Origin of the sequence: Actinomycetospora cinnamomea (genome assembly GCF_003096675.1) — a bacterium.
Taxonomy (GTDB): domain Bacteria; phylum Actinomycetota; class Actinomycetes; order Mycobacteriales; family Pseudonocardiaceae; genus Actinomycetospora; species Actinomycetospora cinnamomea.
Genome location: NZ_QEKW01000006.1, coordinates 20745 through 45878, shown reverse-complemented (window position 1 = coordinate 45878; position 25134 = coordinate 20745). Strand labels below are relative to the sequence as shown.

Genomic DNA, 25134 nt, shown 5'->3' with positions numbered 1-25134 from the left:
CCGTCCACAGGCGCCCCGCCCGTGCTCCCGCCGACGGTCGGCGTCGGGGCAGCGTGCTCCTCGCCGGCGCGGTAGCGCGCCGCGGACGAGGAGGGCGGGCGGATGACCGGGACGGGCGCGCGACGCGTGGTGGTGATGACCGACGACGAGGATCTCCTCGACGAGGTGGTGCGTCTCGCGGCCGCGGCGGGGGTCGAGCTCGAACGGGTGCCCGACGCCGCCGGCGTGCGGCGCCGATGGCACTCCGCCGGGCTGGTGCTGCTCGACGAGGCCGCCGCGCGGGCCGTCGGACCGCTGCGGCTCGGCCGGCGCGACGGGGTCGTGCTGCTGTGCCGCGACGAACCCCCGGGGACGATCTGGGAGCGCGCGGTCGGGGTGGGCGCCGAGCACGTGGTGTCGCTGCCCGAGGGCGAGGACTGGCTGGTGGGGGCGCTCGCCGACACTGGTCCGGCGCCCGAGTCCGGCCCGGGCCGCGTCGTCGCCGTGGTCGGGGGGCGCGGCGGGGCCGGGGCCTCGGTGCTCGCGGTGGCCGTCGCCGCCCGTGCGGGCAGCCGGGGGACGCGGGTGCTGCTCGTCGATTGCGACCCGCTCGGTGGGGGGCTCGACCTGGTCGCCGGGGCCGAGGAGCTCGAGGGGTTGCGGTGGGGCGGGCTGGCGCTCGGCCACGGGGGCGGCGGCCGGGTGGCGGCGGCGTCGCTGCACGAGGCCCTGCCCTCCCCGGACGGCCTGCTCACCGTGCTCTCGTGCGACCGCGGCGGCGCCGGGCCCGAGCCCGGCGCGGCGGTGGCGGTGATCGAGGCCGGGCGCCGGGCGGGCGAGATCGTCGTGTGCGACCTGCCCCGCCACCCCACGGACACGGCGCTGGCCGTCGCCGACGCCGCCGACCTCGTGGTGCTCCTCGTGCCCGCCGAGGTGCGCGCGGTCGCCGCGGCCACCCGGGTCGCCGAGCCGCTCGCGCACCGCGGCGTGCCGCTGCGGCTCGTGGTGCGCGGGCCCGCGCCCGGCGGCCTCGACGGCGAGGACGTGGCGCACGCCCTCGGCATCGACCTGCTCGTGTCGGTGGCGCCCGAGCCGGGGCTCGCGGCGGCGCTCGATCGCGGTCGCGTGCCCGGGCTGCGCCGCGGTCCGCTGCAGGACGCGGCCGTGGCCGTGCTCGACGCGCTCGAGGCCGTGACCGAGCGGGGACGGGCCGCATGAGCACCGCCCCGGAGCTCGTCGAGCGGGTGCGGGCGCGGCTGGTGACCTCCGGCGGGCAGGCCGGGGTCACCGAGCTCGCGGCGGCCGTGCGGGCGGAGGCGCGGGGGGTGGTCGGCGACGCCGACGTGCTGGCGGCGGTGCGCGGCCTGCAGCGCGAGCTGGTGGGCGCCGGTCCGCTCGAGCCCCTGCTGCGCGACCCTGCCACCTCCGACGTGCTGGTCACGGCCCCGGACGCGGTCTGGGTGGACCGCGGGGCGGGCCTGGAGCGCACGGAGGTGTCGTTCCCGGACGAGGACGCGGTCCGCCGCCTGGCGCAGCGGCTCGCGGGCGCGGCGGGGCGCCGCCTCGACGACGCGAGCCCCTACGTCGACGCCCGCCTGCCGGGCTCGGGTGTGCGGCTGCACGCGGTGCTCGCGCCCGTCGCCGCCGACGGCACGTGCGTGTCCCTGCGCGTGCTGCGGCCCGCCCGTCACGACCTCGCCGCGCTCGAGGCCGGCGGCACCGTCGACGCGGGCGGTGCCGCGCTGCTGCGGGCCGTGGTCGCCGCCCGCCTGGCCTTCCTCGTCGTCGGGGGCACGGGCTCGGGCAAGACGACGCTCCTTTCGGCGCTGCTGGGCGAGGTCGCGGCGAGCGAGCGGATCGTGTGCGTCGAGGACGCCGAGGAGCTGCGGCCGGCGCACCCGCACGTGGTGCGGATGGTCGCCCGGCCGGCCAACGTCGAGGGGGCCGGGCAGGTCCTGCTCCGCGACCTCGTGCGCCAGGCGCTGCGGATGCGCCCCGACCGGCTCGTCGTCGGCGAGGTCCGGGGCGCGGAGGTCGTCGAGCTGCTCGCCGCACTCAACACCGGCCACGACGGCGGCGCGGGCACGGTGCACGCGAACGCGCCGCGGGAGGTACCGGCGCGGCTGGAGGCGCTCGCCGCGCTGGGCGGGCTGGCCCCGGCGGCGCTGCACAGCCAGCTCGCGGCGGCGGTGCAGGTCGTCCTGCAGGTGCGCCGCGGCGGCGACGGGCGCCGCGTCCTCGACGCGGTCGGTGTGCTGCGGCGGCGCGATGGTGCGGGCGAGGTGGCGGTCGTGCCGGCCTGGTCACGGGGCGAGGGCTGGGCGGTCGGGCGGGCCGATCTGGCGGCCGTGCTGCGCGAGCGCGGCGTGGCGCCGCCGTGGGAGGACCCGCCGCCCGACGGTCCGCCCGCCCCGACGTCGCACGCGGTGCCCGTCGCTGCCGGCGTGTCGCTGCTGCACCGGGAGCCGGCGTGAGTGCGCCGGCGCTGCTCCTCCTCGCCGCGGCGCTGGCGAGCTGGCCGCCGCCGCGGGTGGCGCTGCGGCTCTCACCGCCGCGTGGTGCGCGGCTCGCGGTCCCGGGCCGTGCGCGGGAGCTGGTCGGGCGCCGCGCGGTCCTCCTGCCCGCCGCCGCGGTCCTCGGGGGGCTGCTCGCCGGCCCCGGGGGCGCGGTGGCTGCCGTCGTGCTCGCCGCGACGCTGCACCGGCACCGCACGACGGCGCGGGCGGAACGTGAGCGGGCTTCGGCGACGGCCGGGCTGGCCGAGGCCCTGGCCTCCTTCGCCGCCGAGGTGCGGGCCGGCGCTCCTCCGGCCGGGGCGGCGGCCGCCGCGGGCGCCGACGCCCACCCGGCCGCCGCGCGGGTGATGGCGCTGGTCGGCGCGACCGCCCACCTCGGTGGCGACGTGCCCCAGGTCCTGCGCGCCGCGCGGACCCGGGAGCCGGCCGTGGCCGAGCACCTCGACCGCCTCGCCGGTGCGTGGGCCCTGGCCGAGCGCCATGGCATCGCGCTGGCCGGCCCGGCCGGGGCGGTCGCCGAAGACCTGCGGGCCCGGGCGCGCGTCGCCGGCGGTCTGCGGGCGCGCCTGGCCGGGCCGCGGGCGACCGCGGCGGTGCTCGCCGGGCTGCCGGTGCTCGGGGTCCTGCTCGGGGAGGGGATCGGCGCGCGACCGATCGCGGTGCTCACCGGCGGGCTGGTCGGCCAGGGGCTCCTGGTGGTGGGCGTGGGCCTGGCCTGCGCCGGTCTCGCGTGGACCGAGCGCATCGTCGACGGGGTGGCGCGGTGACGGCCGCGGACGCGGTCGGCGCGGCCCTGCTCGCCCTGGCCGCCGCGTTGCTCGTGGCGCCGGGCCCGGTGACCGCCCACCACCGCGCCGTCCCGCGGCCTCCGCGGCCTCTGCGGCCGGCGGCCGGCGCGCGGGAAGGGCTCGTGCCGGGCGCGGCGCTGGTCGTCGTCGGGTTGGCGGCGGGCGTGGCAGGTCTCGGCGCGGCCCCGGCGGCGCTCGCCGTCGGCGCGGGGCTCGCGGTCGCGGGGTTCCTACCGCGGTGGCGGACCCACCACGCCCGTTCGCGCCCCGACCCGCTCGGCCTCGCCGGCGCCTGGGACCAGCTCGCCGCCTGCCTGCGCGCCGGGCTCGCACTCGACCACGCGGCGCGGGCCGTCATCCCGGTGCTCCCCACCGCGGCGGGCGCCGCGCTCGCCCGGGTCGCCGACCTCGTCACCCTGGGCGCCGACCCCGCCACGGCGTGGGCACCGGCCCTCGACGAACCGGACACCGCCCGGCTCGCCCGCGCCGCCCGCCGCTCGGCGCGCAGCGGCGCCGCCGTGGCCGAGGTGGTCGAGGCTGTCGCCGATGACGTCCGGTGCGAGGCGGCGGACGAGGTCGAGGCGCGCGCCGAGCGGGCGGGCGTGCTCGTCACAGGGCCGCTCGGCCTGTGCTTCCTGCCGGCGTTCCTCGCCCTGGGCATCGTCCCGGTCGTCGTGGGGCTCGCCGGTCCGCTGCTGGAGCAGCGATGAGGCCGCACGCCCCGCCGGGGCGTGGGAGGAGAGGAGAGACCCGTGTCCACATCGACCAGTCCGTCGGGCGTGCGCGCCCGCCTGGCCCACTTGCGGGACGACGACGCCGGCATGTCGACCGCGGAGTACGCCATCGGCACGATCGCGGCGGCCGCTTTCGGTGCGCTGCTCTACACCGTGATCACCGGCGACTCGATCGTCGGGGCACTCACCGCGATCGTGCAGCGGGCGCTGACGAGCACGTTCTGACCGCCGACGCGGGCTCGGCCACGGTCGAGGCGGCGTTCGCCGTCGGGACGCTGGTGGTGGTGCTCGCCGCGGTGCTGGCGGCGATGGGCGCGATGGTGCTCCAACTGCGGTGCGTCGATGCGGCCACCGAGGCGGCCCGGCTGGCGGCCCGCGGCGACCCCGAGGGCGCCCGCCGGGCGGCGGCACGGCTGCTGCCCGGCGGGGCGGAGGTGAGCGTCGAGGTCCGCGGGGACGACGTCGTCGCCCGCGTGCGCGCGCCCCCGCTCGGCTCGGCGTTGCCGGCCGTGCGCGTGGCCGCCGAGGCGACGGCGTCCCGCGAGCCGGCGTCGGTCGCCGCGGTCGAGGGACCCGATCCGCTCGCCGGCGCCGCGGACGACGGCGGTGCCGGGACGACCGGGGAGCCGCCGGCGTCGGGGACGCCACCCGCCGCCACGACCGCGGCGGCGGACGTGCCGCCCACCGGTGGGCCGCCGCTCACCGAGCCGCTCCCCGGCCGGCCCGGAGCCCCCCGATGAGCGGCACGGCGGGCGGTCGGTGGCGCCGCGCCGAGGACACCGGCGCGGTCACCGTCCTCGCCGCGGCGGCCGTGGGCGTCCTCGTGCTGCTGCTGGGGCTGGGGCTGCAGGTGGGCGCGGCGACGCTCGCGCGGCACCGGGCCGAGACCGCCGCCGACCTGGCCGCTCTCGCCGGCGCGCGGGAGGTCGTTCGGGGTCGCGACGTGGCCTGCGCCCGGGCCGCCGACGTCGTCGCCACGAACGGCGCCCGGCTCGTCCACTGCGCCGTCGAGGGATGGACCGTGATCGTGATCACGGCCAGCGCCTGCGGGTGCATGCCCAGCGTGTCCGGCGACGCCGCTGGACACGCCCGCGCGGGACCGGTGGCGGCCGAGGGCCCCCCGAGCGGGCGTCCGCCGGTGACCGGGGGCGACCGGTGACGAGCGGGCCCGGGACGAGCGGAGGGCGGTCCCGGCCGAGCGGCGACCCGGTCGGGCAAACGGGCAGGTCCCTCCGGCTCGTCGCGCGCTCGCCCGCTGAGCGGGGCCGAGGGCCACGCTCGGCGTGTGATCACGGCCGATGGGCGATGACGGGTGGCGAAGCGACGTGCGCGAGCCGTTACTGGGAACAGGTCACCGGGCTGGAGGGTTCGGGACCGGGCCGAGGAGGAACCGATGCAGTGGTGGGACAGCTACCGCGCCGTCTACGGCACGGAGCTCCGCGCCGAGGCGATGGTGCTCGCCGACCACGGGTGGGCCGTCGTCCCCGGCACGTTCCCCCAGGGTGAGGTCTGGAGCGGCTGCCCCGACGCCCCCCAGGTCGGGCCGTGCCCCGTGCTCGACGAGTGGGCGCGCCGCGCCTCCACCGACTGCGACCAGATCGCCGAGTGGTGGTCGGGTCTGCCCTACTCGATCATCCTGCCGACCGGCCTGACCTTCGACGTGCTCGAGGTGCCGGCCACCGTCGGTCGCCGGGCCGCTGCGGTGCTCCGTGCGGTCGGGGTCCCGGTCCCGATCGCCGCCACGCCGACCGGCGAGTGGCTGTTCCCGGTGGGCGCCGGCGAGCCGCTGCGCCCCGACCTCGCCGAGCGGGCGGGCATCGTGCTGCACGGCCGCGGCAGCTGGTTCGCCGCACCGCCGTCGACCTACCCGCAGGGCTCGGTCCACTGGCGGGTGCGCCCGTCGGCCTGCGGCTGGAACCTGCCCGACCCGTTCCGGGTGCAGGACGCGCTGGCCGAGGCCGTCGCGCAGCGCCCGACCATCGCCGGCGGCGGCTCGACCTACCGCCTGGCCACCGTCGCGACCGGGGTCCGTTCCTAGACCGCGACCGCGACACCCCCACAACTCCACTCACGGGTCCCCTCGGGGCCGACGCCGACCAGCGAGGCCGTCCACGCGGCACGACGCGCAGCGGAGCTGCGCAGGCCGCCGACAGCCGCGCCCGTCGCCCCACCCGGACACCCCACGCCGACGCGCCGGTGCACCCGTCGCGACCGGCCGCCGGTCCGGCGCAGGGGAGGACCCCGCGGCGGTGGGCGCACGCGATGCGCGTCGCCCACCGCCGCCCCACACGGCGCCGCAGGCCGGGTCGACGATCTCCCCGGCCTGCGGCGTGAAGACCTCGCCGCGGGTCGGGACGGACCGGAGAACCCCCGACCCGCGGCGGAGCCCAACCCTCGCCCCCGATGCAGCGAACGTGCTGTTCGCTGCTTCTACGCGCACGAACAGCGCGTTCGCTGCTACCCCGGCCCCTCCGCCAACCGCCCCAGCACCGCGTCGAGCACCAGGATCGCGCCGGTCTTGTCGAGCGGGTCGTTGCCGTTGCCGCACTTCGGCGACTGGACGCACGACGGGCACCCCGACGGACACTCGCAGGCCGAGATCGCGTCGCGGGTGGCCGCGAGCCACTCGCGGATCGCCTCGTGCGCGCGGTCGGCGAAGCCCGCGCCGCCGGGGTGACCGTCGTGGACGAACACCGTCGGCCGGCCGGTGTCGGGGTGCAGAGCGGTGGAGACCCCGCCGATGTCCCAGCGGTCGCAGGTCGCGACGAGCGGAAGCATCCCGATCGCCGCGTGCTCGGCGGCGTGCAGCGCTCCCGGCCACCGCGCCGGCGGCAACCCCGCCACGACCAGCGCTGACTCGGGGAGCGTGTACCAGACCGCACGGGTGCGCAGGCAGCGCGCGGGCATGTCCAGCGGCACCGAGTCGATCACCCGGCCCGAGGGGAGCTTGCGCAGGAAACCCACGACCTGCTCGGTCACCTCGACGCTTCCCAGACACACCTGGAGATCCCCGTACGACGCGCACTGCTCGGTCTCCTCGACCGTGATATCGATCACCGACCGCGCCTGGGTCGTCCACTCCGGGTCCTCGGCGTGCAGGTGCGCGATTCCCTCGTCGAGGTCGAGGGAATCGACGACGTAGCTCTCGCCCTGGTGCAGGTGCACCGCGCCCGGGTGGATCGTCGCCGGCGCGGTCCCCGGGTCGACGGTGCCGAGCATCCGCCCGGTGTCGGACTCCACGAGGACGACCTGCTCGCCGCCGCTGCCCCGGATGTCGACGCCGGCGTGCGGGCGGTCGCTGGGGTGCCACCAGAACCACCCGCCGCGACGCCGGCGCAGCAACCCCTCGGCCACGAGGTCGTCGACGACCGACAGGGCCGACGCGCCTCCCAGCGCCTCCACGTCCTCGCGCGTCAGGGGGATCTCCGACGCCGCGCAGGCCAGGTGCGGGGCCAACACGTAGGGGTTGGTCGGGTCGAGCACGCAGCGCTCGAGCGGCGCGCCGAGCATCGCCTCGGGGTGGTGGACGAGGTAGGTGTCGAGCGGGTCGTCGCGGGCCACGAGGACAACGAGGGCATCGTCCCCCGACCGCCCAGCGCGCCCCGCCTGCTGCCAGAACGACGCCCGGGTCCCGGGGAAACCGGCCACCACCACGGCGTCGAGCCCGGCGATGTCCACGCCCAGCTCCAGGGCGTTCGTCGTCGCCACCCCGCGCAGCGACCCCGACAGCAACGCCTGCTCGAGGGCCCGGCGCTCCTCGGGCAGGTAGCCGGCGCGGTACGCGGCGACCTGTTCCGCCAGATCGGGATCGACCTCCGCCAGCACCCGCCGCGCCCCGAGCGCGGTCAGCTCCGCCCCGCGCCGCGAGCGCACGAACGCCAGCGACCGGGCGCCCTCGAGCACGAGGTCGGCCAGCATCCGCGAGGTCTCCGCGCCCGCCGAACGCCGCACCGGCGCCCCGTTCTCCCCGGTGACCTCCTCGAGCAGCGGCGGCTCCCACAGCGCGACGGCCCGCGCCCCGCGCGGCGAGGAGTCCTCGGTGACGTCGGCCACGTCCAGGCCGGTCAGCACCGACGCCGAGCGCGCCGGCTCGGACACCGTCGCCGACGCCAGCACGAAGGTCGGGTGCGCGCCGTAGCGCGCGCACACCCGCCGCAGCCGGCGCAGCAGCAGCGCGACGTGTGACCCGAAGAGCCCTCGGTAGGTGTGGCACTCGTCGACGACGACGTAGCGCAGACGGCGCAGGAAGGTCGTCCAGCGCCCGTGCCGCGGCAGGACCCCGCGGTGGAGCATGTCGGGGTTGGTGAACACCCACGTCGCGTGCTGGCGCACCCAGTCGCGCTCGGGGATCGGGGTGTCCCCGTCGTACGACGCGGCGCGCACGCCCTCGACGTCCAGGTCGAGCACGGTGCGCAGCTGGTCGGCGCCGAGCGCCTTGGTCGGCGAGAGGTAGAGCGCGGTGGCGCGGGGGTCGGTGTGCAGGCGCGTGAGCACCGGCAGCTGGTAGGCCAGCGACTTCCCCGACGCCGTGCCGGTGGCGACGACGACGTGCTCGCCCGCCCACGCCCGCTCCGCGGCGGCGACCTGGTGGCTCCACGGCTGCGTCACGCCGTGGGCGGTCAGCGGGGCGCGGACGGCCTCGGGCACCCAGGCGGGCCAGCCCTCGGTCTTGCCCTCGCGGGCGGCGACGAACTCGGCGTGGGTCAGCGGGCTCTCGCCCGCGGGCGTGCCGGCGAGGACGCGGCGCAGCAGCACCGAGCCCCGGCTCGGGCCCTCGAGAACGTCGTCGCTGTGGTTGCCGCCCACGCACGCCGACACTGACACAGCCTCGTCGGTCTCGCCGCCCCTCGTGAAAGAAAGGCACCTCACAGCCACCGGGGGAACTGCTGTGCGCCCTGGTGACACGCACCTCCTACACTGCGGCACCTGTCCACCACCCGGCGTGTCGGGCCGGTGGCTGAATCACGCGCCGAGGTCGCCGCGAGGCCTGGCCGGGCGCGTCGTGCGTTGAAGCCAACCGGGAGGCTGGATGCAAGCGTCCGTCCTCGCCGCGGGGATCTCGTTCTCCGCGAGCGACAACATCGTGGTCATCGTGGTGGCAGCCGTGGCCGCCATCGCGCTGATCATCGGCGTCGTCCTGCGCCAGCAGGTCCTCGCCGCCGACGAGGGCACGCAGGGCATGCGTGACATCGGCCGGGCGGTGCAGGAGGGCGCCAGCGCGTTCCTCAAGCGCCAGTTCAGGACCCTGGCGCCGTTCATCGTGGTCGTCTTCCTGGTGCTCTTCGCCCTGCCCGCGAACAGCACGGGCGAGCTGATCGGCCGTTCGGTCGCCTTCGTCGTCGGCGCCCTCTTCTCGATGGCGATCGGTGCGCTGGGCATGAACCTCGCGACGCAGGCCAACATCCGCGTCGCCGCCGCCGCCCGCGAGCCGGGTGGCCGCGACAAGGGCGCGAAGATCGCGTTCCGGACCGGCGGTGTCGTCGGCATGGCGACCGTCGGGCTGGGCCTGTTCGGCGCAGCGATCGTGGTGCTGATCTTCCACGAGGAGGCCCCCCGCGTCCTCGAGGGCTTCGGTCTGGGCGCGGCCCTGCTCGCCATGTTCATGCGTGTCGGCGGCGGCATCTTCACCAAGGCCGCCGACGTCGGCGCCGACCTCGTAGGCAAGGTCGAGCAGAACATCCCCGAGGACGACCCCCGCAACGCCGCGACGATCGCCGACAACGTGGGCGACAACGTCGGTGACTGCGCCGGCATGGCTGCCGACCTGTTCGAGTCCTACGCCGTGACCCTGGTCGCGGCGCTGATCCTGGGCTCGGTCGCGTTCGGCACCCTCGGCCTGACCTACCCGTTGATCATCCCGGCGATCGGTGTCGTCACCGCCATCATCGGCGTGTTCATCACCCGCACCCGCGAGGGCGAGAACGCGCTACGCGCGATCAACCGCAGCTTCTACGTGTCCGCGGTTATCTCCATCGTGCTGTGCACGATCGCCGCGTTCACCTACCTGCCGTCGAGCTTCGCCGAGCTGCCCGGCGTCGACGCCGCCCGCATCGGCGACCTGGCCGCGGCCGGGAACCCGCAGATCATCGCGTTCGCCGCGGTCGCCATCGGCATCGTGCTCGCGATCGTCATCCTGTCGCTGACGGGCTACTACACCGGCACCGAGACCCAGCCGGTCAAGGACGTCGGCACGAGCTCGCTCACCGGTGCGGCGACGGTGATCCTCGCCGGCATCTCGGTCGGCTTCGAGTCCGCCGTCTACACCGCGCTCGTCATCGGTGCCTCGGTCTACGGCGCGTTCCTGCTCTCGGGTTCGGTGTTCGTCGCGCTGTTCGCCGTCGCCCTCGCGGGCACCGGCCTGCTGACCACGGTCGGCGTCATCGTCGCCATGGACACCTTCGGTCCGGTGTCGGACAACGCGCAGGGCATCGCCGAGATGTCGGGCGACGTCGAGGGCGCCGGTGCGGACATTCTCACCGAGCTCGACGCGGTCGGGAACACCACCAAGGCGATCACCAAGGGCATCGCGATCGCGACGGCGGTGCTCGCCGCGACCGCGCTGTTCGGGTCGTACAACGACGCGATCACCACGGCCTACCGCGAGGCGGGCCAGGCGCTCGGCGACATCTACAACATCACCGCCCCGAACCTGCTGGTCGGCGTGATCATCGGCGCCGCCGTCGTGTTCATGTTCTCGGGCCTGGCCGTCAACGCCGTGTCCCGCGCGGCCGGCGCGGTCGTGTTCGAGGTGCGTCGCCAGTTCCGCGACATCCCCGGGATCATGGACCGCTCGGCGCGTCCCGAGTACGGCCGGGTCGTCGACCTGTGCACCCGCGACGCCCTTCGCGAGCTGGCCACCCCGGGTCTGCTCGCGATCCTCGCCCCGATCGCCGTCGGCTTCGGTCTCGGCGTCGGCCCGCTCGCGGGTTACCTCGGCGGCGCGATCGCGGCCGGCACCCTCATGGCGGTGTTCCTGGCCAACTCCGGTGGTGCCTGGGACAACGCCAAGAAGCTGGTCGAGGACGGCAACCACGGCGGCAAGGGCTCCGACGCCCACGAGGCGACGATCATCGGCGACACCGTCGGTGACCCGTTCAAGGACACCGCCGGCCCGTCGATCAACCCGCTGATCAAGGTCATGAACCTGGTCTCGGTGCTGATCGCCCCGGCCGTCGTCGCCCTGTCGGTCGGCGTGGACGCCAACCCCGCGGTGCGCATCACCATCGCGGTGGTCGCCGTCCTCGGCATCGCCGTCGCGATCTACGTGTCGAAGCGCCGCTCGACCGCGATCGCCGACTCCAACCAGGACGCCCCGGCGACCGCGCAGGCCTGACGGGGCCCGCTCCGCACGACACGAACGGCGCGTTCGCTGCTCGCGAAGCAGCGAACGCGCCGTTCGTTCGTCCAGGGGGAGGTCACGTCAGTGCGGCGAGGTGCCCGAGGACGACCAGCGGCGGGTCGCCTGCTCCGCCGTGCCCGGCAGCCACGACGCCGTGCTGCTCGACCTCCTGCGCGTGGTGGGCCTGCGGACGGTGTGAGGCCCGTGTCGGAGGCGTCGTCCGTTCGAACGCGTGTTCTAGGCTCCGCGGTCGTGGGGCAGCTGTCGTTCTGGTCGGCGGACGCCCGTCCGCGCGGTCTGGGCGACCTCGAGGGTCTGCTCTGCGGTCCCGGGCAGGCGGAGCTGTTCGGCCGCGGGTCGGCGGCGCGGTTGGTGATCGTCCTGGGTCCGCCGCCGCAGCCGGAGGACGACGCCGGGGAGGACGCAGACGCGCGGGACGACGCGGAGGACGACGCGGAGGACGACGCGGAGGACGACGCGGAGGTACCCGATGCGCCCGCCGAGCCGGCCTTCGAGGACCCCGTACCGGACCTCGACGTCGACCTCGAGGACCTGGCGTTCCTCGACCTCGATCCCGACGAGCTTGCCGCCCGCTTCGGGGTGCGCGCCGGCCCGGGCCCGCGCCCGACCGGCGTGTCGCTGCCGCGAGGATGTGGCGATCCTGGCTTTGAACGCCAGCAAAGCCGCATTGCTCGCACACCCGTGTGCGATCGGCCCCCGCAGGCGGAGGACCCGGTGGCGAGGTGGCGGGCGCGGGCGGTGTGCTGCGCGCTGGAAGCGCGGGGAGTGCCGGCGGAGGTGGGGCACGCCGGGGACGGGCGTCCGGAGGTGCGCACGGCGTTCCGGACCGATCTCGCCGACCTCGCCCGCGGCTGGACCACGGACCGGGGAACAAAGGTCCTCCCGCCGGGGTTCGAGCTCGACGGACCGCGGCTGCGGCTGTGGGTGCTCGCGGCCGGCGGGCGCGACGGCCGTGCCTACAGCCTCGGCCTGGACCCCGTCGCCCGGTGCCTCGACGAGCTCCTGCTCACGGCGAGTCGCCGCGCGGGACTCGGTGCGACCCTGGCCGGTGACGGCCGCTCGCCGGCCCTGCGTATCGTCGGCGCCCGACGGCAGGGTCGGCTCGGCGAGCTGGTGGGGCGTCCCCCCCGCGATCTCGTCGAGGGCATCTGGCCGGTGTGAGGCCGCTGACACCACGCCGGATGCTCCGGAAGCGGCCCCGTGTCCAGCGACGATCGGTCCAGGACGAGGGCCGAACGGCCGCCGTCGCCCCGCGTTCCTCCACCCGTGGACGGCGTGACGCCACCGGTGGAGCCTGGCGCCGGGGAGACCGTGAGGCACACTGGCGGCGAGTGGCCATCCGCCACCGGTACGACGAGACGAGGCATGCCCGTGGCTCCGACGAAGGGCTCGACGACAGCACGCAGCGCGACCACCGACACCGCGACCCCCACCGAGCAGGGGTCGACGGGGCGGTCCGGCACGCGCGCGGCGTCGGGCGCCACGTCCCGGGCCAAGGGCTCCGGCGGCGGCAGGAAGACCGGTCGGGGCGGCGCGACGCCCGCCGGCGACGGCGGCCGCCGACTGGTGATCGTCGAGTCCCCGGCCAAGGCCCGCAAGATCGCCGACTACCTGGGCTCGCGCTACATCGTCGAGTCCAGCCGCGGCCACATCCGCGACCTGCCGCGCGGCGCCGCCGACGTGCCGGCCAAGTACAAGGGCCAGTCCTGGGCGCGCCTCGGTGTCGACGTCGACAACTCGTTCGAGCCGCTGTACGTCGTCTCGCCGGACAAGAAGTCGACGGTCACCGAGCTCAAGGACGCCCTCAAGGAGGTCGACGAGCTCTACCTCGCGACGGACGGCGACCGCGAGGGCGAGGCCATCGCCTGGCACCTGCTGGAGACCCTCAAGCCGAAGGTCCCGGTCCGGCGCATGGTGTTCCACGAGATCACCGAGTCGGCGATCCAGGCCGCCGCCGCGAACCCGCGCGACCTCGACCAGGACCTCGTCGACGCGCAGGAGACCCGCCGCATCCTCGACCGGCTCTACGGCTACGAGGTCAGCCCCGTGCTGTGGAAGAAGGTCATGCCGAAGCTCTCGGCGGGCCGGGTGCAGTCGGTGGCCACCCGCGTCATCGTCGAGCGCGAGCGCGAGCGGATGGCGTTCGTCTCCGCCGGCTACTGGGGCATCGAGGCGCAGCTGCGCACCGACAAGGCCCAGGACACCGGCAACACGCCGACCTTCAAGGCCTCGCTGACGGCGATCGACGGCGCCCGGGTCGCCACCGGCCGCGACTTCGACGCCCGCGGGCAGCTCAAGAGCGGCTCCGGCTCCACCGAGGTCCGACGTCTCGACGAGGGCGACGCCCGCCGCCTGGCCGAGGCCCTCGCCGACCGCGACTACACGGTCTCCTCGGTGGAGGAGAAGCCCTACACCCGCAAGCCCTACGCGCCGTTCATGACCTCCACGCTGCAGCAGGAGGGTGGCCGCAAGCTGCGGTTCTCGGCCGAGCGCACGATGCGCACCGCGCAGCGGCTCTACGAGAACGGCTACATCACCTACATGCGCACGGACTCCACGACGCTGTCGGAGACCGCGATCAACGCTGCGCGCACCCAGGCCCGCGACCTCTACGGCGAGGAGAACGTCGCCGAGAAGCCGCGCCAGTACACGCGCAAGGTCAAGAACGCGCAGGAGGCGCACGAGGCGATCCGCCCGGCGGGGGAGACGTTCCGGACCCCCGGCCAGGTGGGAGGAGAGCTCTCCGGCGACGAGTTCCGCGTCTACGAGCTGATCTGGCAGCGCACCATCGCGAGCCAGATGCGCGACGCGCGCGGCACCACGATGAGCGTGCGCATCACGGGCACCGCGGCCACCGGCGAGGAGTGCACGTTCTCCGCCTCCGGGCGCACGATCACGTTCCCCGGCTTCCTGCGCGCCTACGTCGAGACCGTCGACGAGGAGGCCGGCGGCGAGGCCGACGACGCCGAGAGCCGCCTGCCGCGCCTGGCCGAGGGCGACGGCGTCCACGCCGAGGAGCTGACCCCGGAGGGGCACAGCACCAACCCGCCCGCCCGCTACAGCGAGGCGAGCCTGGTCAAGACGCTCGAGGAGCGCGGCATCGGCCGTCCCTCGACCTACGCGTCGATCATCAACACCATCCAGGAACGCGGTTACGTCTGGAAGAAGGGCCAGGCCCTCGTCCCCAGCTGGATCGCGTTCGCGGTCGTCGGGCTGATGGAGCAGCACTTCGGCCGGCTCGTCGACTACGACTTCACCGCCGCGCTCGAGGACGAGCTCGACGCCATCGCCGCGGGCAACACCCAGCGCGAGACGTGGCTGTCGCACTTCTACTTCGGCGCCAACGGCAACGGCGCCAACGGGCACGGGGCCGACACCGGCGCCGAGGGCGTGGAAGCCGCGATGTCACAGGCCGGCGGCCTGAAGAAGCTCGTGGGTGACAAGCTCGAGGGCATCGACGCGCGCGAGGTCAACTCGCTGCGGATGTTCGCCGACGACCAGGGCCGCGACGTCGTCGTGCGGGTCGGGCGCTACGGGCCGTACCTCGAGCGGATCGTCACGGAGGACGGCGAGGAGCGCTCGCAGCGGGCGAACCTGCCCGACGACCTCCCGCCCGACGAGCTCGACCTGGCGCTGGCCGAGCAGCTCTTCGCGACCCCGCAGGAGGGGCGCTCGCTGGGCACCGACCCGGCGACCGGGCACGAGATCCTCGCCAAGGAGGGCCGTTACGGGCCCTACGTCACCGAGGTCCTGCCCGAGGGCGACAAGGCCAAGCCGCGCACCGGCTCGCTGTTCAAGTCGATGACGCTCTCGGAGATCACCCTCGACGACGCGCTGAAGCTGCTGAGCCTGCCGCGGGTCGTCGGCACCGACCCCGAGTCGGGCGAGGAGATCACCGCGCAGAACGGGCGCTACGGGCCGTACCTCAAGAAGGGCAAGGACTCCCGGTCGCTGGACAGCGAGGAGAAGCTGTTCACGGTGACGCTGGAGGAGGCCCAGCAGCTCTACGCCCAGCCCAAGCAGCGGGGGCGGGCCGCGGCCAAGCCGCCGCTCAAGGAGCTCGGCACCGACCCGGCGTCGGGGAACCCGATGGTGGTCAAGGACGGCCGCTTCGGCCCCTACGTCACCGACGGGGCCGGGGTGAACGCCTCGCTGCGCAAGGGCGACGCGGTCGAGTCGCTGACCGACGAACGCGCCGCCGAGCTGCTGGCCGAGAAGCGCGCCAAGGACGGCACCAAGCCGACGAAGGCCGGCACCACGAAGGCCCCGGCCAAGAAGGCCCCCGCGAAGAAGACCACGGCCAAGAAGGCCCCCGCGAAGAAGACCACGGCCAACTCCACGGCCAAGTCCACCGGGAAGTCCGGGTCGCAGCGGGGCACGCCCACCACGTGAGGCCGGGACCGGCCACGGTCCCGGCCCCTGCGGTCACGCCACCCGCGTGAGGGTCTCGGCGACGACCCGCGCCATCGCGCGGCCGACGCCCTCGGCCCGCTCGTGGGCCTGCGCGCGCACCTGGGTCGCGAGCGGGCGCAGCTCGGCCATCGCGGGCACCGTGTCGGCCAGCGTCAGCTCGGCCTCCACGAGCGTGACGTCGCCGCCGAACACGTCGGCGAGGATGCGGACGATCCAGCCGGTGGCGTGGTCCCAGCCGGCGCGGGGCGTGCCCTCGCCGTAGCCGCCGCCGCGTGCGACCACGACCGTGACCGGCGCGCCCGCGAGCGGCGAGGTGCCGGGCGCGAACCGGGGATCGGTGATGAGCAGGTCGATCCAGGCCTTGAGGTGCTGGGAGACGCCGAAGTTGTAGAGCGGCGTCGCGATGACGACCGCGTCGGCCGCGGCGAGCTCGTCGGCGAGCCGGGTGGCGAGAGCGACGGCGGCCTGCTGCTCGTCGGTCCGCCGGTCGGCGGGCAGGGCGCTCGCGAACGCCGCGAGCGGCCAGGCGTCGACCGGGACGGGGTCGGCCAGCAGGTCGCGACGCACGACCTCGTCGGCCGGGTGCTGCTCGCGGTACGCGCGCTCGAGGGTGTCGGCGACCTCGCGGCTCACCGAGCCCTCGGTGCGGATGCTGCTGTCGAGGCGGAACAGGGTCACGGTGTCCTCCGGGAACGAAACGCGCGGTCGACAAGATGTTCTGTCCTACAGACCATCGTGTCAACAGACGTGTTCGCCGGCCGCTAGTCTGTGGGCGTGACCACCCCGCGCGTCGCCGCCGACCTGGGCTGGGCCCTGGGCCGCGTCACGCGCGCCCACCTGCGGACGGTGCAGGAGGTGGTGTCCGACCTGCCCGGCGGCCCGCGCGGCTACCACGTGCTCGCGAGCCTCGAGGAGGGCCCGCCCGCCACGCAGCTCGCGCTGGCCCGCGCGCTCGGCGTCGACCGGACGGTCATGACCTACCTGCTCGACGAGCTCGAGCGCGCCGGGCTCGTCGCGCGGCGCCCCGACCCCGCGGACCGGCGGGCGCGCCACGTCCTGCTGACCGACACGGGTCGCGAGCGGCTCTGCGCCCTCGAGCGGCGGCTGCGGGACGCCGAGGACGAGCTGCTCAGCCCCCTCGACGCGGGCGAGCGCGACCAGCTGCGCGCGCTGCTGCAACGGCTCGCGGTGGGATCGGACGGACCGGCGCCCTGCCAGGTGGCCGAGGAGATCCAGGCCGGCGGGGCCTGCTGAGCGCGGTCGTGTCGCTCGCCCCCGATACCCTCGGGCGGCTGGGACCCGACATGGGGGGGTGATCCGGATCGACGAGCAGCACGGCGGCGCGGCCGCCGACGCGGGGTCCGGCGCGTCCGCGACGCACCGGATCCGCAGCGTGCTCGCCATCCGGCCGTTCCGTCGCCTCTGGACCGTCACGGCGGTCGCGAGCTTCGGGGACTGGCTCTCGCTGCTCGCCCTGACGGCCCTCGCGACGCAGCTGACCGACGGCTACCAGGCGCAGAGCTTCGCCCTCGGCGGCGTGGTCGCCACCAAGCTGCTGCCCGCGCTGTTCATGGCCCCGCTGGGCGGCGTGCTCGCCGACAAGTTCGACCGGCGCACGGTGATGGTCACCTGTGACGTCCTGCGGGCGTCGCTGTTCCTCTCGATCCCGCTGGTCGGCTCCCTGTGGTGGCTGTTCGTGGCCACGTTCCTCATCGAGCTGTGCGCGCTGTGCTGGATCCCGGCGAAGGACTCGTCGGTGCCCAACCTGCTGCGACGCAAGGATCAGGTCGAGACGGCCAACCAGCTCTCGCTGGTGATGACCTACGGCGTGTCGGTGATCAGCGCCGCCGGGGTGTTCGCGCTGATCTCGAAGTCGGGCAACATCCCCGGGTGGGACCCGAGCCCGACCACCACGGCCCACCTCGCGCTCGTGGTCAACGGCCTCGCCGCGCTGCTCATCGCGGCCACCGTCGCCTTCCGCATCCCGGAGATCTCCGGGCGCAGCGCCGAGCGCCGCGAGGCGGCGCCGGGTCTGCTGGCGATGCTGCGCGACGGCGCCCAGTTCGTCTCCACCACACCGCTGGTGCGGGGCCTGGTCATCGGCATCGTCGGCGCGTTCGCCGCCGGCGGTGCGGTGATCGCCAGTGCCCGGCTCTACGCCGCCAGCCTGGGCGGCGGTGACGCCGCGTACTCGCTGCTGTTCATCGCGCTGTTCACCGGGCTGGCGCTGGGCATGGCCACCGTGCCGCGGGTCGCCCAGCGGATGCCGCACAACCGCCTGTTCGGTGTCGCGATCGTCGGCGCGGGGCTCTCGCTGCTCACGGTGGCCGTGGCGTGGCACCTCTACCTCGCGCTGGCCACCGTCGTCCTGGTCGGGCTCTTCGCCGGGACGGCCCTGCTCACCGGCTTGACGATCATCGGCGCGCAGGTGGAGGACGCGGTGCGCGGGCGCGTCGTGGCGTTCGTGCAGTCGATCGTGCGGGTCGACCTGCTGGCGTCGATGTCGGTGGTGCCGCTGCTCGTCGGCCTCGTGCAGTCGCGGACGCTGACGCTGTTCGGGCAGCCCGCCCAGGTCGACGGCACGCGGTTCGTGCTGTTCGGCGCCGGGGTGGTCGCGGCCGCGGTCGGGGTCCTGGCCTACCGGCAGATGGACGACCGGCGTGACCGCACGATCCTCGCCGACGTCAAGCGCGCGCTGCGCCGCAAGCGCCACGGCGAGCCGGGCCTGCTCGTGGCCGTCGAGGGCGCCTCGCGCGCCGACACCGCCGACCAGAGCGACCGCCTCGTGCGCTGGCTGGCCGACCAGGGCGTCGACGTCGTCCTCGCCGGGCGCAGCGCCACCGACACCGCGCGGATCTCGGCCGCGGTCGGGGCCAGTGGGGTCGAGGGGCAGCGCGCGCGGGCGCTCGTCGCCGCCGCCGTGCGCGCCGACGTCCTCGCCCACGAGGTGCTGCCGGCGCTGCGCGCGGGCAAGGTCGTCGTCATCGAGGGCTACCTGGACTCCCCGCTCGCCCGCGTCGGCGACGAGCTCGACGCCGCCGACCTCCAGCGTCTCGGCGCCTGGGCCACCGGCTCCCTGCGCCCGGACGTCACCGTCCTGCTCGACCGCGATCCCCGCGTCCACGACGCCACCCCCGTCACCGGAGGGATCGTGAACGCGTGGCAGGTGCAGCGCACGCTCACCGAGATGGCCGCCGCCGACCCGGGCCGCTACGTCCGGGTCGACGCCGACGGCTCGCCCGACGAGGTCGCCGCGCGCCTGCGCGAGGTGCTCACGCCCGTCGTCGAGCGCGCCCACACCGGGCCGCTGCCGGTGCAGCCGGCGCCCGCGCAGCACTGAGGTCCGTCCACCCGGGCCGTCGGACGGGTGCGGCATCATCGACGTCGTGAGTGTCTGGTCCCAGGTCGTCGGTCAGCCCGCGGCCGTGGAGGCCCTGCAGGCGGCGGCCGCGCACGCCGCGCGGGTGCGCTTCTCCGACGAGCCGGACGACGGCACGCCCGCCGCGAGCGGGGCCATGACCCACTCCTGGCTGTTCACCGGCCCGCCCGGCTCGGGTCGCTCCGTGGCCGCGCGGGCGTTCGCGGCGGCGCTGCAGTGCCCGGACCAGGGCTGCGGCACCTGCACCGCGTGCCGCACGGTCATGGCCGGCACCCACGCCGACGTGCGCGAGATCGTTCCCGAGGGCCTGTCGATCAGCGTCAAGGAGGTGCGCACGACCATCGACGTCGCCGCCCGCCGGCCCACCACGGCGCGCTGGCAGATCGTCATCGTCGAGGACGCCGACCGGCTCACCGAGCAGGCCTCGAACGCGCTGCTCAAGTCGGTCGAGGAGCCCGCGGAGCGGACGGTGTTCCTGCTCTGCTGCCCGTCGGAGCACCCCGACGACATCTCGGTGACCATCCGCTCGCGCTGCCGCGGGGTCCGGCTGCGCACACCGGCGCCCGAGGCGATCGCCGCGGTGCTCGTCGAGCGCGACGGCGTTCCTGAGGCCGACGCGACGTGGGCGGCGTCGGTGTGCGGCGGGCACATCGGGCGCGCGCGTCGGCTGGCGCGCGTGCCGGAGGCCCGCGAGGAGCGCGACGCCGTGCTCGCCCTGCCCCGGGCGCTGCGATCAGCGGCGGACGCCTTCGCCGCCTCGGACGCGATGGTCGGCGCCGCCGAGACCGAGGCCGCCGCCCTCGCCGCGAGCCGGGACGAGGCCGAGCGCGAGGAGCTCGCGGTCTCCCTCGGTGCCGGCGGCACCGGCAAGGGCACGGCGCAGGCCCAGCGTTCGGCCCGGGCCGCGGAGAAGGATCTCGAGAAGCGGCAGAGATCCCGGCTGACCCGCACCAAGCGCGACGCCCTCGACCGCGCGCTGGTCGACCTCGCCGGCTACTACCGCGACGTCCTCGCCCGTGGTCTCGGCGCGTCGGTCACCTCGACCCACCCCGACCGTGCCACCGAGGTCGGCGCCGCGGCACGCGAGAGCACGCCCGAGGCATCGCTGCGCCGCCTGGAGGCCGTGCTGGCCTGCCGCGACGCCCTCGGCGCGAACGTGAAGCCCGAGATCGCCATCGACGCGCTGGTCACGGCTCTGCGGTCGGGCTGAGGGCCGGGCTCGGGGGGGGGGCTCCTCTGCGAGACCTGTGCACGAGATCGCGTCGGCGCCGCCGGGCTGCCGCCGGCGGACTCGACGCGATCTTGTGCGTACATCCCCTCGGGAGCCCCCGCCCCTCCTCCTCGAGGAACACCCGCGCCAGCGGTGCACTGCTAACGTGTTGCCATGCCGGAATCACGGAAAAGCGTACTCGTGGGGATCGCACTGGCCACGGTGCTGCTCGTGCCCGTGGCCTGCTCGTCCGGGGCGCCCACCGGCGCGGCCGGACCAGCGGAGGTGCCGGCCGCCTCGGTCCCGGCCAACCCGCCCCGCCCGACGTCGTGCCCCCCGGCACCCGCCCCCGACCCCACGACCGACGAGGGCTGGCTCGGCCTCGTCGCGTCGGCGCCGGAGGACGTCGCCCTGGTGGTCGACGACGGGCGCGGCGCGCGGGACTCGGTGGTCTCGCACGCGCCCGATCGGCCGATGCCGCTGGCGTCCGCGGTGAAGGTCGTGCACGTGGCGGCCTACGGGCGGGCGGTCGCCGAGGGCCGGGTGGACCCCGACGAGCCGGTCCGGGTCGGGGACTGGGAGCGCTGGTACCTGCCGGCCGACGGCGGTGCCCACGTCGCCTCGCTCGACCTGCTCGGCATCCCCCGCAGCGAGCGGGGCGTCGTCGCCGACCCGGAGCGGACGGTGGCCCTGTCCTCGCTGGTCGCGGCCATGGTCCAGCGGAGCGACAACGCCGCGGCCGACCACCTGCGCGACCGCCTGGGCGATCAGGCGCTGGTCGACGCCGCCGAGGCGGCTGGGTGGCATGACCTCGACCTGCCCTCCGAGCTCGGTGCCCAGCTCGCCCTCGTGCACCCACGGGAGGCGCCCCCGCTCTCCGCCCCGCGGGCGGAGCGCGCGCCCGCGGAGCTCGCACTGGCCCGCCGCTACGCCGCCGACCCTGCATTCCGGGAGGACTCGCAGCGACGTCTCGTCGCGCTGGCCCAGGACACCGAGGCGTTCCTGCTCGAGAACGAGCGGTGGGCGAGGTCGACGTCCACGGGCACGGCGGCCCAGGTCGCCGGACTGTGGCGGGCGGTCATCAGCGGTTCGTTCGGGCCCGGCGCCGACGTGGCGCGGGCCCAGCTCGAGTACGCCGGACCGCGGCCGGACGGCCAGGTCCGGGCGATCAAGGGCGGGTCGTTCGTCGGGAGCGGGACGATGGCCCTGAGCATCCGCCGGCCCGACAGCACCCTCGGGATCGGTGTGGTGCTCGGTCGCGGGTTCGCCCCGACCACCGATCCCGCGGCCGTCGCGGTGGCCCAGACGCGCCTGCTCGCGGCGTCCCTCGAGGACCCACCGGACCGTGCTCGGGTCCTCTGCGTCGCCTGAGACGATCCTGCGGTGCCGGACGACGCCGACGACCGCCTCGCGGCGCTCGAGGCGCGGGTCGCTGCGCTGGAGGAGGCCGCCGGCCGCCGGGCGGAGCCGGACGAGCGGACCGGCGAGGCCGGCGAGATCGCCTACCGCGGGCAGGTGCGTCTGGCCGAGGGTGCGGGCCCGGTGACATGGTCGATCGGCTACGACGCGGCGGCCTCGCTCGCGCTCCCGGCGGGCCCGGTGACCGAGGTCCTCGCCGCCCTCGGCCATCCCGTCCGCCTGGCCCTCGTCCGGCGCCTGCTGACCGGGCCGGCGGGCACGGGCGAGCTGGTCGAGGCGGCGGAGCTCTCCTCGACCGGCCAGCTCTACCACCACCTGCGCACGCTGACTGCCGCCCGCCTCGTCGAGCAGGACGGCCGGCGCTACCGCGTCCCCGCCACCGGCGTCGTCCCGATCCTCGTGGCCCTCGTGGCCGCCGCCGACCTCGGCGGCGCCCTCCCTCGCGGCTGACCCCTCTCGACCCCCCGCCGGCTCCGGCGTTCCTGGCGCACGGGGTGTGCCAGCAATGCGGCTTTCCTGGCACTCGACGCCAGGATCGCCACATCCTCGCTCGCGCGACACGCCGCGAGCTGACAGGCCGTGTCAGCCTTGGCGCGCGCGCCGCCGCGCCCTGTAGGCCGCGACGTTGGCGCGGTTGCCGCAGAGATCGGGCATGCAGTAGCGCCGCCGCCCCGGGCGGGTCGTGTCGATGAACACCCCCGAGCACGTGTCCGACGCGCAGTCCCGGAACCGCTCGGGCCCCAGCGCTCGCAACGCTCCGAGGACCCCGACACCGCCGAGCAACGCCAACCGATCGGCGAGGCCGGCGTCGGCCCGCGAGCGGGCACGCCACTGCAGGTGCCCGCGGTCGTCGGGAGCCAGGTCCACGGTGCCCAGGCCCCTCGCGGCCAGATCCGAGGCCCGGCTGCCGATGGCCTCCGCGTCGCGGAGATCGAGCACCGCGCGCAGCTCGCTGCGCACGCCGTGCACCGCGTCCAGGTCCGGCGGCTCCGGCGCGGCGTCCACCCCGTGCTCGGAGAGGAACGAGGTCAGCGCGGCGACGTCGGGCAGCTGGTCCTCCCCGTGCCAGACCCCGGGCGCGGTGTTGACCATCTCGGTCGCGAAGCCGGCCGCGCGCCCGTAATCGTCAAAAAGTACTTGCAACCCTTACACACCTCTTCTACAGTAAGGCTCAAAGCTCAACTTTACCCCTTCGGAGGAGTCGTGCCCACCGACACCGCCACCTGGCGCCTGCGCGACCGCGTGGACCTGCCGACCGGGACCATCGCCGTCGACGTGCTCGGCGCCGACCGCCCCGGCACCCCCGTCGTCCTCACCCACGGCACGCCGTCGTGGTCGTACCTCTGGCGCCGGGTCGCGCCCACCCTCGCCACGGACCGGCCCGTCCACGTCTGGGACCTGCCCACCTACGGCGACTCGACCGGCGCGCACCCCTCGGTCGCGAACCACGCGCGCACCCTCGACGCCCTCGTCGCGCACTGGGAGCTCGAGGCGCCGGTCCTCGTCGGCCACGACATCGGCGCCGCCACCGTCCTGCGCGCGCACCTCGTCCACGGCACCCCGACGAGCGGGCTCGTCGTCGCCGACGCGGCGGTGCTCCCGCCGTGGGTCACCGACGGGACGCAGCACGTCCAGGACCACCTGGCCACCTACCGGCGGATGCCGCCGTACCTGTTCCAGGCCATGGTCACCGCGCACTTCCGCACCACCGTCGCCGGCACGCTGACCGACGACGTCGAGCGCGCCTACCTCGACCGCTTCGCCGGTCCGGGTGGCCAGCAGCGCTACCTCGACCAGGTCGCGGGCTTCACCGAGGACGACACCCGCGACGTCGTCGCCCGCCTCGCCGAGATCACCGTCCCGGTCGACGTCGTCTGGGGCGCCGAGGACGCCTGGATCCCGCCGTCCGCGGCGGACGCCCTGCGTGACGCGATCCCCGGCGCGCGCCTCCACGTCGTCCCGGCCGCCGGGCACTTCCTCACCGAGGACGCCCCGGAGGCGTTCCTCGACGTCCTCGCGGAGGTGCTGCCGTGAGGTACGGGGAGGTACGGATCACTCTGGCCGGCAGGAAACCAACGAAGATCACAAGCGTCATACAAGACGTAACACCCACGCGTCGTCGCCGACCCGCGACGACCGATCTGGAGCACTGCCCGATGAGCTCGCCCACCCGCCCCGCGCCCTCCGACGTCACCACCCAGACCGCCCACCGATCGAGCTCCGGCGAGACCCCCGTCCTCGTCGTCGCCGCCCGCCCCGACGCCCGCGGCCTCGCCGCCGCGGAGGTCCTGGCGGACCGGCTCGGTGGCGCCGCCGCCCACTCCCGCACCGTCGACCTCGACGCCCGGCTCCGAGGCGCCTCCACGGTGATCGTGCTCGACCCGAGCCCGATCCGCGCCAAGCTCACCCGTGACAGCGCCTTCACCGCGCCGGCCGACTCGGCGGCGCGCCGCGACCTGATCAGCCGCCTCGCGCCGCACCAGAGCCGGGTCCGCTGGATGACCCGCCCGGACCGGGCGGCGTAGGACGGGCTAGAGCCGGCGGTTCGCCAGCACGGGCAAGGCCGCACGCACGTCGGGGACCTGCTCGGGGTCCACGTCGACCACGAGCAGCCCCGGCTCCGCGCCGAGCTCGTCGATCGTCACCCCGAACGGCGAGGCGGCCAGGCTGTGCCCGACACCGCGGGGCGCCTTCCCCGGGTCGATGCCCTGCGTCGTCGGATCCGCCTGATCGGCGGCGAGCACGAACGTCGTCGCGTCGAGGGCGCGCGCCCGCACGAGCAACTGCCACTGCTCGACCTTGCCGGGACCCGCACCCCAGCTCGCCGGCAGCAGCGTGACCGTCGCGCCCTGGTCGGCGAGGGCGCGGAAGAGCTCCGGGAAGCGGATGTCGTAGCAGGTCGCGAGCCCGAGCGTCGTCCCGCCCACCGTCACCGTCGTCGGCTTCGCGCCCGGAGCGACGGTCTCGGACTCGGCGAAGCCGAACGCGTCGTAGAGGTGGATCTTGTCGTAGGCCGTGTCGACGCCCCGACCGGTGACGAGCAGCGTGTTGGTGACGCGGCCGTCGTCGGTCGGGGTGAACATGCCGGCGACGACGAGTACGTCGTTCCGCTCCGCGATGCGCCGGACCTCCGTGGGCCACGGCCCGTCCAGCGGCTCGGCGATCGGCTTCAGCGACACGCCGAAGCGGCACATCGTCGCCTCGGGGAACACCACCACGCTCGCGCCCTGCTGGGCGGCGAGCGCCGTGTGGTCGGCGACGATCTCCAGGTTCGCGGCCGGGTCGTCGGTCGCGAGGATCTGGGCCAGGGCGAGGCGCATGACCCGTGTATACCGG

Annotated in this window: 22 protein-coding genes; 18 read left to right on the top strand and 4 right to left on the bottom strand. The window is 75.6% G+C overall.

Going from position 1 to position 25134, the window contains the following annotated elements; genetic code table 11:
• Positions 1 to 102 precede the first annotated feature (102 nt).
• The 8 genes from ssd to C8D89_RS13140 all read left to right on the top strand — a co-directional run bounded on the left by ssd (position 103) and on the right by C8D89_RS13140 (position 6055).
• Entirely contained in the window at positions 103 to 1197 is a 1095-nt protein-coding gene (ssd, locus tag C8D89_RS13175) for a septum site-determining protein Ssd (protein ID WP_165825687.1), read from the top strand.
• Complete coding sequence (locus C8D89_RS13170; RefSeq protein WP_116708593.1) at positions 1194 to 2453, top strand: TadA family conjugal transfer-associated ATPase; 1260 nt, start codon at positions 1194 to 1196, stop codon at positions 2451 to 2453. Before ssd ends, C8D89_RS13170 begins: the two co-directional genes overlap by 4 nt.
• The gene (locus C8D89_RS13165; protein ID WP_243418074.1) at positions 2450 to 3262 is read left to right on the top strand and encodes a type II secretion system F family protein; all 813 of its coding nucleotides are present in this window, start codon (positions 2450 to 2452) and stop codon (positions 3260 to 3262) included. The genes C8D89_RS13170 and C8D89_RS13165 overlap by 4 nt, the downstream gene beginning before the upstream one ends.
• A complete protein-coding gene (locus C8D89_RS13160) occupies positions 3259 to 3993 on the top strand; it encodes a type II secretion system F family protein (protein WP_243418073.1) in 735 nt (244 codons plus the stop codon). Before C8D89_RS13165 ends, C8D89_RS13160 begins: the two co-directional genes overlap by 4 nt.
• A 42-nt stretch (positions 3994 to 4035) precedes the next feature.
• Positions 4036 to 4242, top strand: coding sequence for a DUF4244 domain-containing protein (locus C8D89_RS13155; RefSeq protein WP_243418072.1), 207 nt, complete (start codon positions 4036 to 4038; stop codon positions 4240 to 4242).
• The gene (locus C8D89_RS29750) at positions 4239 to 4757 is read left to right on the top strand and encodes a TadE family type IV pilus minor pilin (RefSeq protein WP_279323383.1); all 519 of its coding nucleotides are present in this window, start codon (positions 4239 to 4241) and stop codon (positions 4755 to 4757) included. Before C8D89_RS13155 ends, C8D89_RS29750 begins: the two co-directional genes overlap by 4 nt.
• Positions 4754 to 5176, top strand: coding sequence for an Rv3654c family TadE-like protein (locus tag C8D89_RS13145; RefSeq protein ID WP_116708592.1), 423 nt, complete (start codon positions 4754 to 4756; stop codon positions 5174 to 5176). Before C8D89_RS29750 ends, C8D89_RS13145 begins: the two co-directional genes overlap by 4 nt.
• A gap of 234 nt (positions 5177 to 5410) precedes the next feature.
• Complete coding sequence (locus tag C8D89_RS13140) at positions 5411 to 6055, top strand: bifunctional DNA primase/polymerase (RefSeq protein ID WP_116708591.1); 645 nt, start codon at positions 5411 to 5413, stop codon at positions 6053 to 6055.
• Between the two features lie 419 nt (positions 6056 to 6474).
• Here the strand turns inward: C8D89_RS13140 and C8D89_RS13135 are convergent, their stop codons facing one another.
• The gene (locus C8D89_RS13135; RefSeq protein ID WP_116708816.1) at positions 6475 to 8823 is read right to left on the bottom strand and encodes a DEAD/DEAH box helicase; all 2349 of its coding nucleotides are present in this window, start codon (positions 8821 to 8823) and stop codon (positions 6475 to 6477) included.
• 223 nt (positions 8824 to 9046) lie between these two features.
• Between C8D89_RS13135 and C8D89_RS13130 the strand changes: the two genes are divergently transcribed.
• From C8D89_RS13130 to topA, 3 genes are all read left to right on the top strand, one after another.
• Positions 9047 to 11350 (top strand): sodium-translocating pyrophosphatase, encoded by a 2304-nt coding sequence (locus C8D89_RS13130; RefSeq protein WP_116708590.1) that lies wholly within the window; start codon positions 9047 to 9049, stop codon positions 11348 to 11350.
• 258 nt (positions 11351 to 11608) lie between these two features.
• Complete coding sequence (locus C8D89_RS13125) at positions 11609 to 12538, top strand: hypothetical protein (RefSeq protein ID WP_116708589.1); 930 nt, start codon at positions 11609 to 11611, stop codon at positions 12536 to 12538.
• A 204-nt stretch (positions 12539 to 12742) separates the two neighbouring features.
• Entirely contained in the window at positions 12743 to 15769 is a 3027-nt protein-coding gene (gene topA / locus C8D89_RS13120; protein ID WP_207787205.1) for a type I DNA topoisomerase, read from the top strand.
• Positions 15770 to 15802: 33 nt separating this feature from the next.
• On the opposite strand, the gene C8D89_RS13115 is transcribed toward topA, so the two are convergent.
• Complete coding sequence (locus C8D89_RS13115; protein WP_116708588.1) at positions 15803 to 16468, bottom strand: FMN-dependent NADH-azoreductase; 666 nt, start codon at positions 16466 to 16468, stop codon at positions 15803 to 15805.
• Positions 16469 to 16564: 96 nt separating this feature from the next.
• Between C8D89_RS13115 and C8D89_RS13110 the strand changes: the two genes are divergently transcribed.
• The 5 genes from C8D89_RS13110 to C8D89_RS13090 all read left to right on the top strand — a co-directional run bounded on the left by C8D89_RS13110 (position 16565) and on the right by C8D89_RS13090 (position 22248).
• Positions 16565 to 17044: a MarR family winged helix-turn-helix transcriptional regulator gene (locus C8D89_RS13110; RefSeq protein WP_243418071.1), complete on the top strand. Its 480-nt coding sequence runs from the start codon at positions 16565 to 16567 to the stop codon at positions 17042 to 17044.
• 58 nt (positions 17045 to 17102) lie between these two features.
• Positions 17103 to 19130: a bifunctional MFS transporter/dTMP kinase gene (locus tag C8D89_RS13105; protein WP_116708586.1), complete on the top strand. Its 2028-nt coding sequence runs from the start codon at positions 17103 to 17105 to the stop codon at positions 19128 to 19130.
• Between the two features lie 46 nt (positions 19131 to 19176).
• A complete protein-coding gene (locus C8D89_RS13100; RefSeq protein ID WP_116708585.1) occupies positions 19177 to 20379 on the top strand; it encodes a DNA polymerase III subunit delta' in 1203 nt (400 codons plus the stop codon).
• Between the two features lie 201 nt (positions 20380 to 20580).
• Positions 20581 to 21750, top strand: coding sequence for a serine hydrolase (locus C8D89_RS13095; protein ID WP_165825686.1), 1170 nt, complete (start codon positions 20581 to 20583; stop codon positions 21748 to 21750).
• 12 nt (positions 21751 to 21762) lie between these two features.
• Entirely contained in the window at positions 21763 to 22248 is a 486-nt protein-coding gene (locus tag C8D89_RS13090; RefSeq protein ID WP_116708583.1) for an ArsR/SmtB family transcription factor, read from the top strand.
• A 132-nt stretch (positions 22249 to 22380) separates the two neighbouring features.
• Here C8D89_RS13090 and C8D89_RS13085 read toward each other — a convergent pair whose 3' ends face one another.
• Positions 22381 to 22941, bottom strand: a complete 561-nt coding sequence (locus tag C8D89_RS13085; RefSeq protein ID WP_243418070.1) for a CGNR zinc finger domain-containing protein — start codon at positions 22939 to 22941, stop codon at positions 22381 to 22383.
• Positions 22942 to 23001: 60 nt separating this feature from the next.
• On the opposite strand from C8D89_RS13085, the gene C8D89_RS13080 reads away from it, so the two are divergent.
• Both C8D89_RS13080 and C8D89_RS13075 read left to right on the top strand, forming a co-directional pair.
• Complete coding sequence (locus C8D89_RS13080) at positions 23002 to 23832, top strand: alpha/beta fold hydrolase (RefSeq protein ID WP_116708581.1); 831 nt, start codon at positions 23002 to 23004, stop codon at positions 23830 to 23832.
• Positions 23833 to 23954: 122 nt separating this feature from the next.
• Complete coding sequence (locus C8D89_RS13075; RefSeq protein ID WP_116708580.1) at positions 23955 to 24323, top strand: hypothetical protein; 369 nt, start codon at positions 23955 to 23957, stop codon at positions 24321 to 24323.
• A 6-nt stretch (positions 24324 to 24329) separates the two neighbouring features.
• Here the strand turns inward: C8D89_RS13075 and C8D89_RS13070 are convergent, their stop codons facing one another.
• Entirely contained in the window at positions 24330 to 25118 is a 789-nt protein-coding gene (locus C8D89_RS13070; RefSeq protein WP_116708579.1) for a carbon-nitrogen hydrolase family protein, read from the bottom strand.
• Between the last annotated feature and the right edge of the window lie 16 nt (positions 25119 to 25134).

Excerpts from the sequence above, each read along its gene's own strand:
- ssd (WP_165825687.1), top strand. The coding sequence starts at position 103 with ATGACCGGGACGGGCGCGCGACGCGTGGTGGTGATGACCGACGACGAG.
- C8D89_RS13170 (WP_116708593.1), top strand. The coding sequence starts at position 1,194 with ATGAGCACCGCCCCGGAGCTCGTCGAGCGGGTGCGGGCGCGGCTGGTG.
- C8D89_RS13145 (WP_116708592.1), top strand. The coding sequence starts at position 4,754 with ATGAGCGGCACGGCGGGCGGTCGGTGGCGCCGCGCCGAGGACACCGGC.
- C8D89_RS13140 (WP_116708591.1), top strand. The coding sequence starts at position 5,411 with ATGCAGTGGTGGGACAGCTACCGCGCCGTCTACGGCACGGAGCTCCGC.
- C8D89_RS13130 (WP_116708590.1), top strand. The coding sequence starts at position 9,047 with ATGCAAGCGTCCGTCCTCGCCGCGGGGATCTCGTTCTCCGCGAGCGAC.
- topA (WP_207787205.1), top strand. The coding sequence starts at position 12,743 with ATGCCCGTGGCTCCGACGAAGGGCTCGACGACAGCACGCAGCGCGACC.
- C8D89_RS13075 (WP_116708580.1), top strand. The coding sequence starts at position 23,955 with ATGAGCTCGCCCACCCGCCCCGCGCCCTCCGACGTCACCACCCAGACC.
- C8D89_RS13070 (WP_116708579.1), bottom strand. The coding sequence starts at position 25,118 with ATGCGCCTCGCCCTGGCCCAGATCCTCGCGACCGACGACCCGGCCGCG.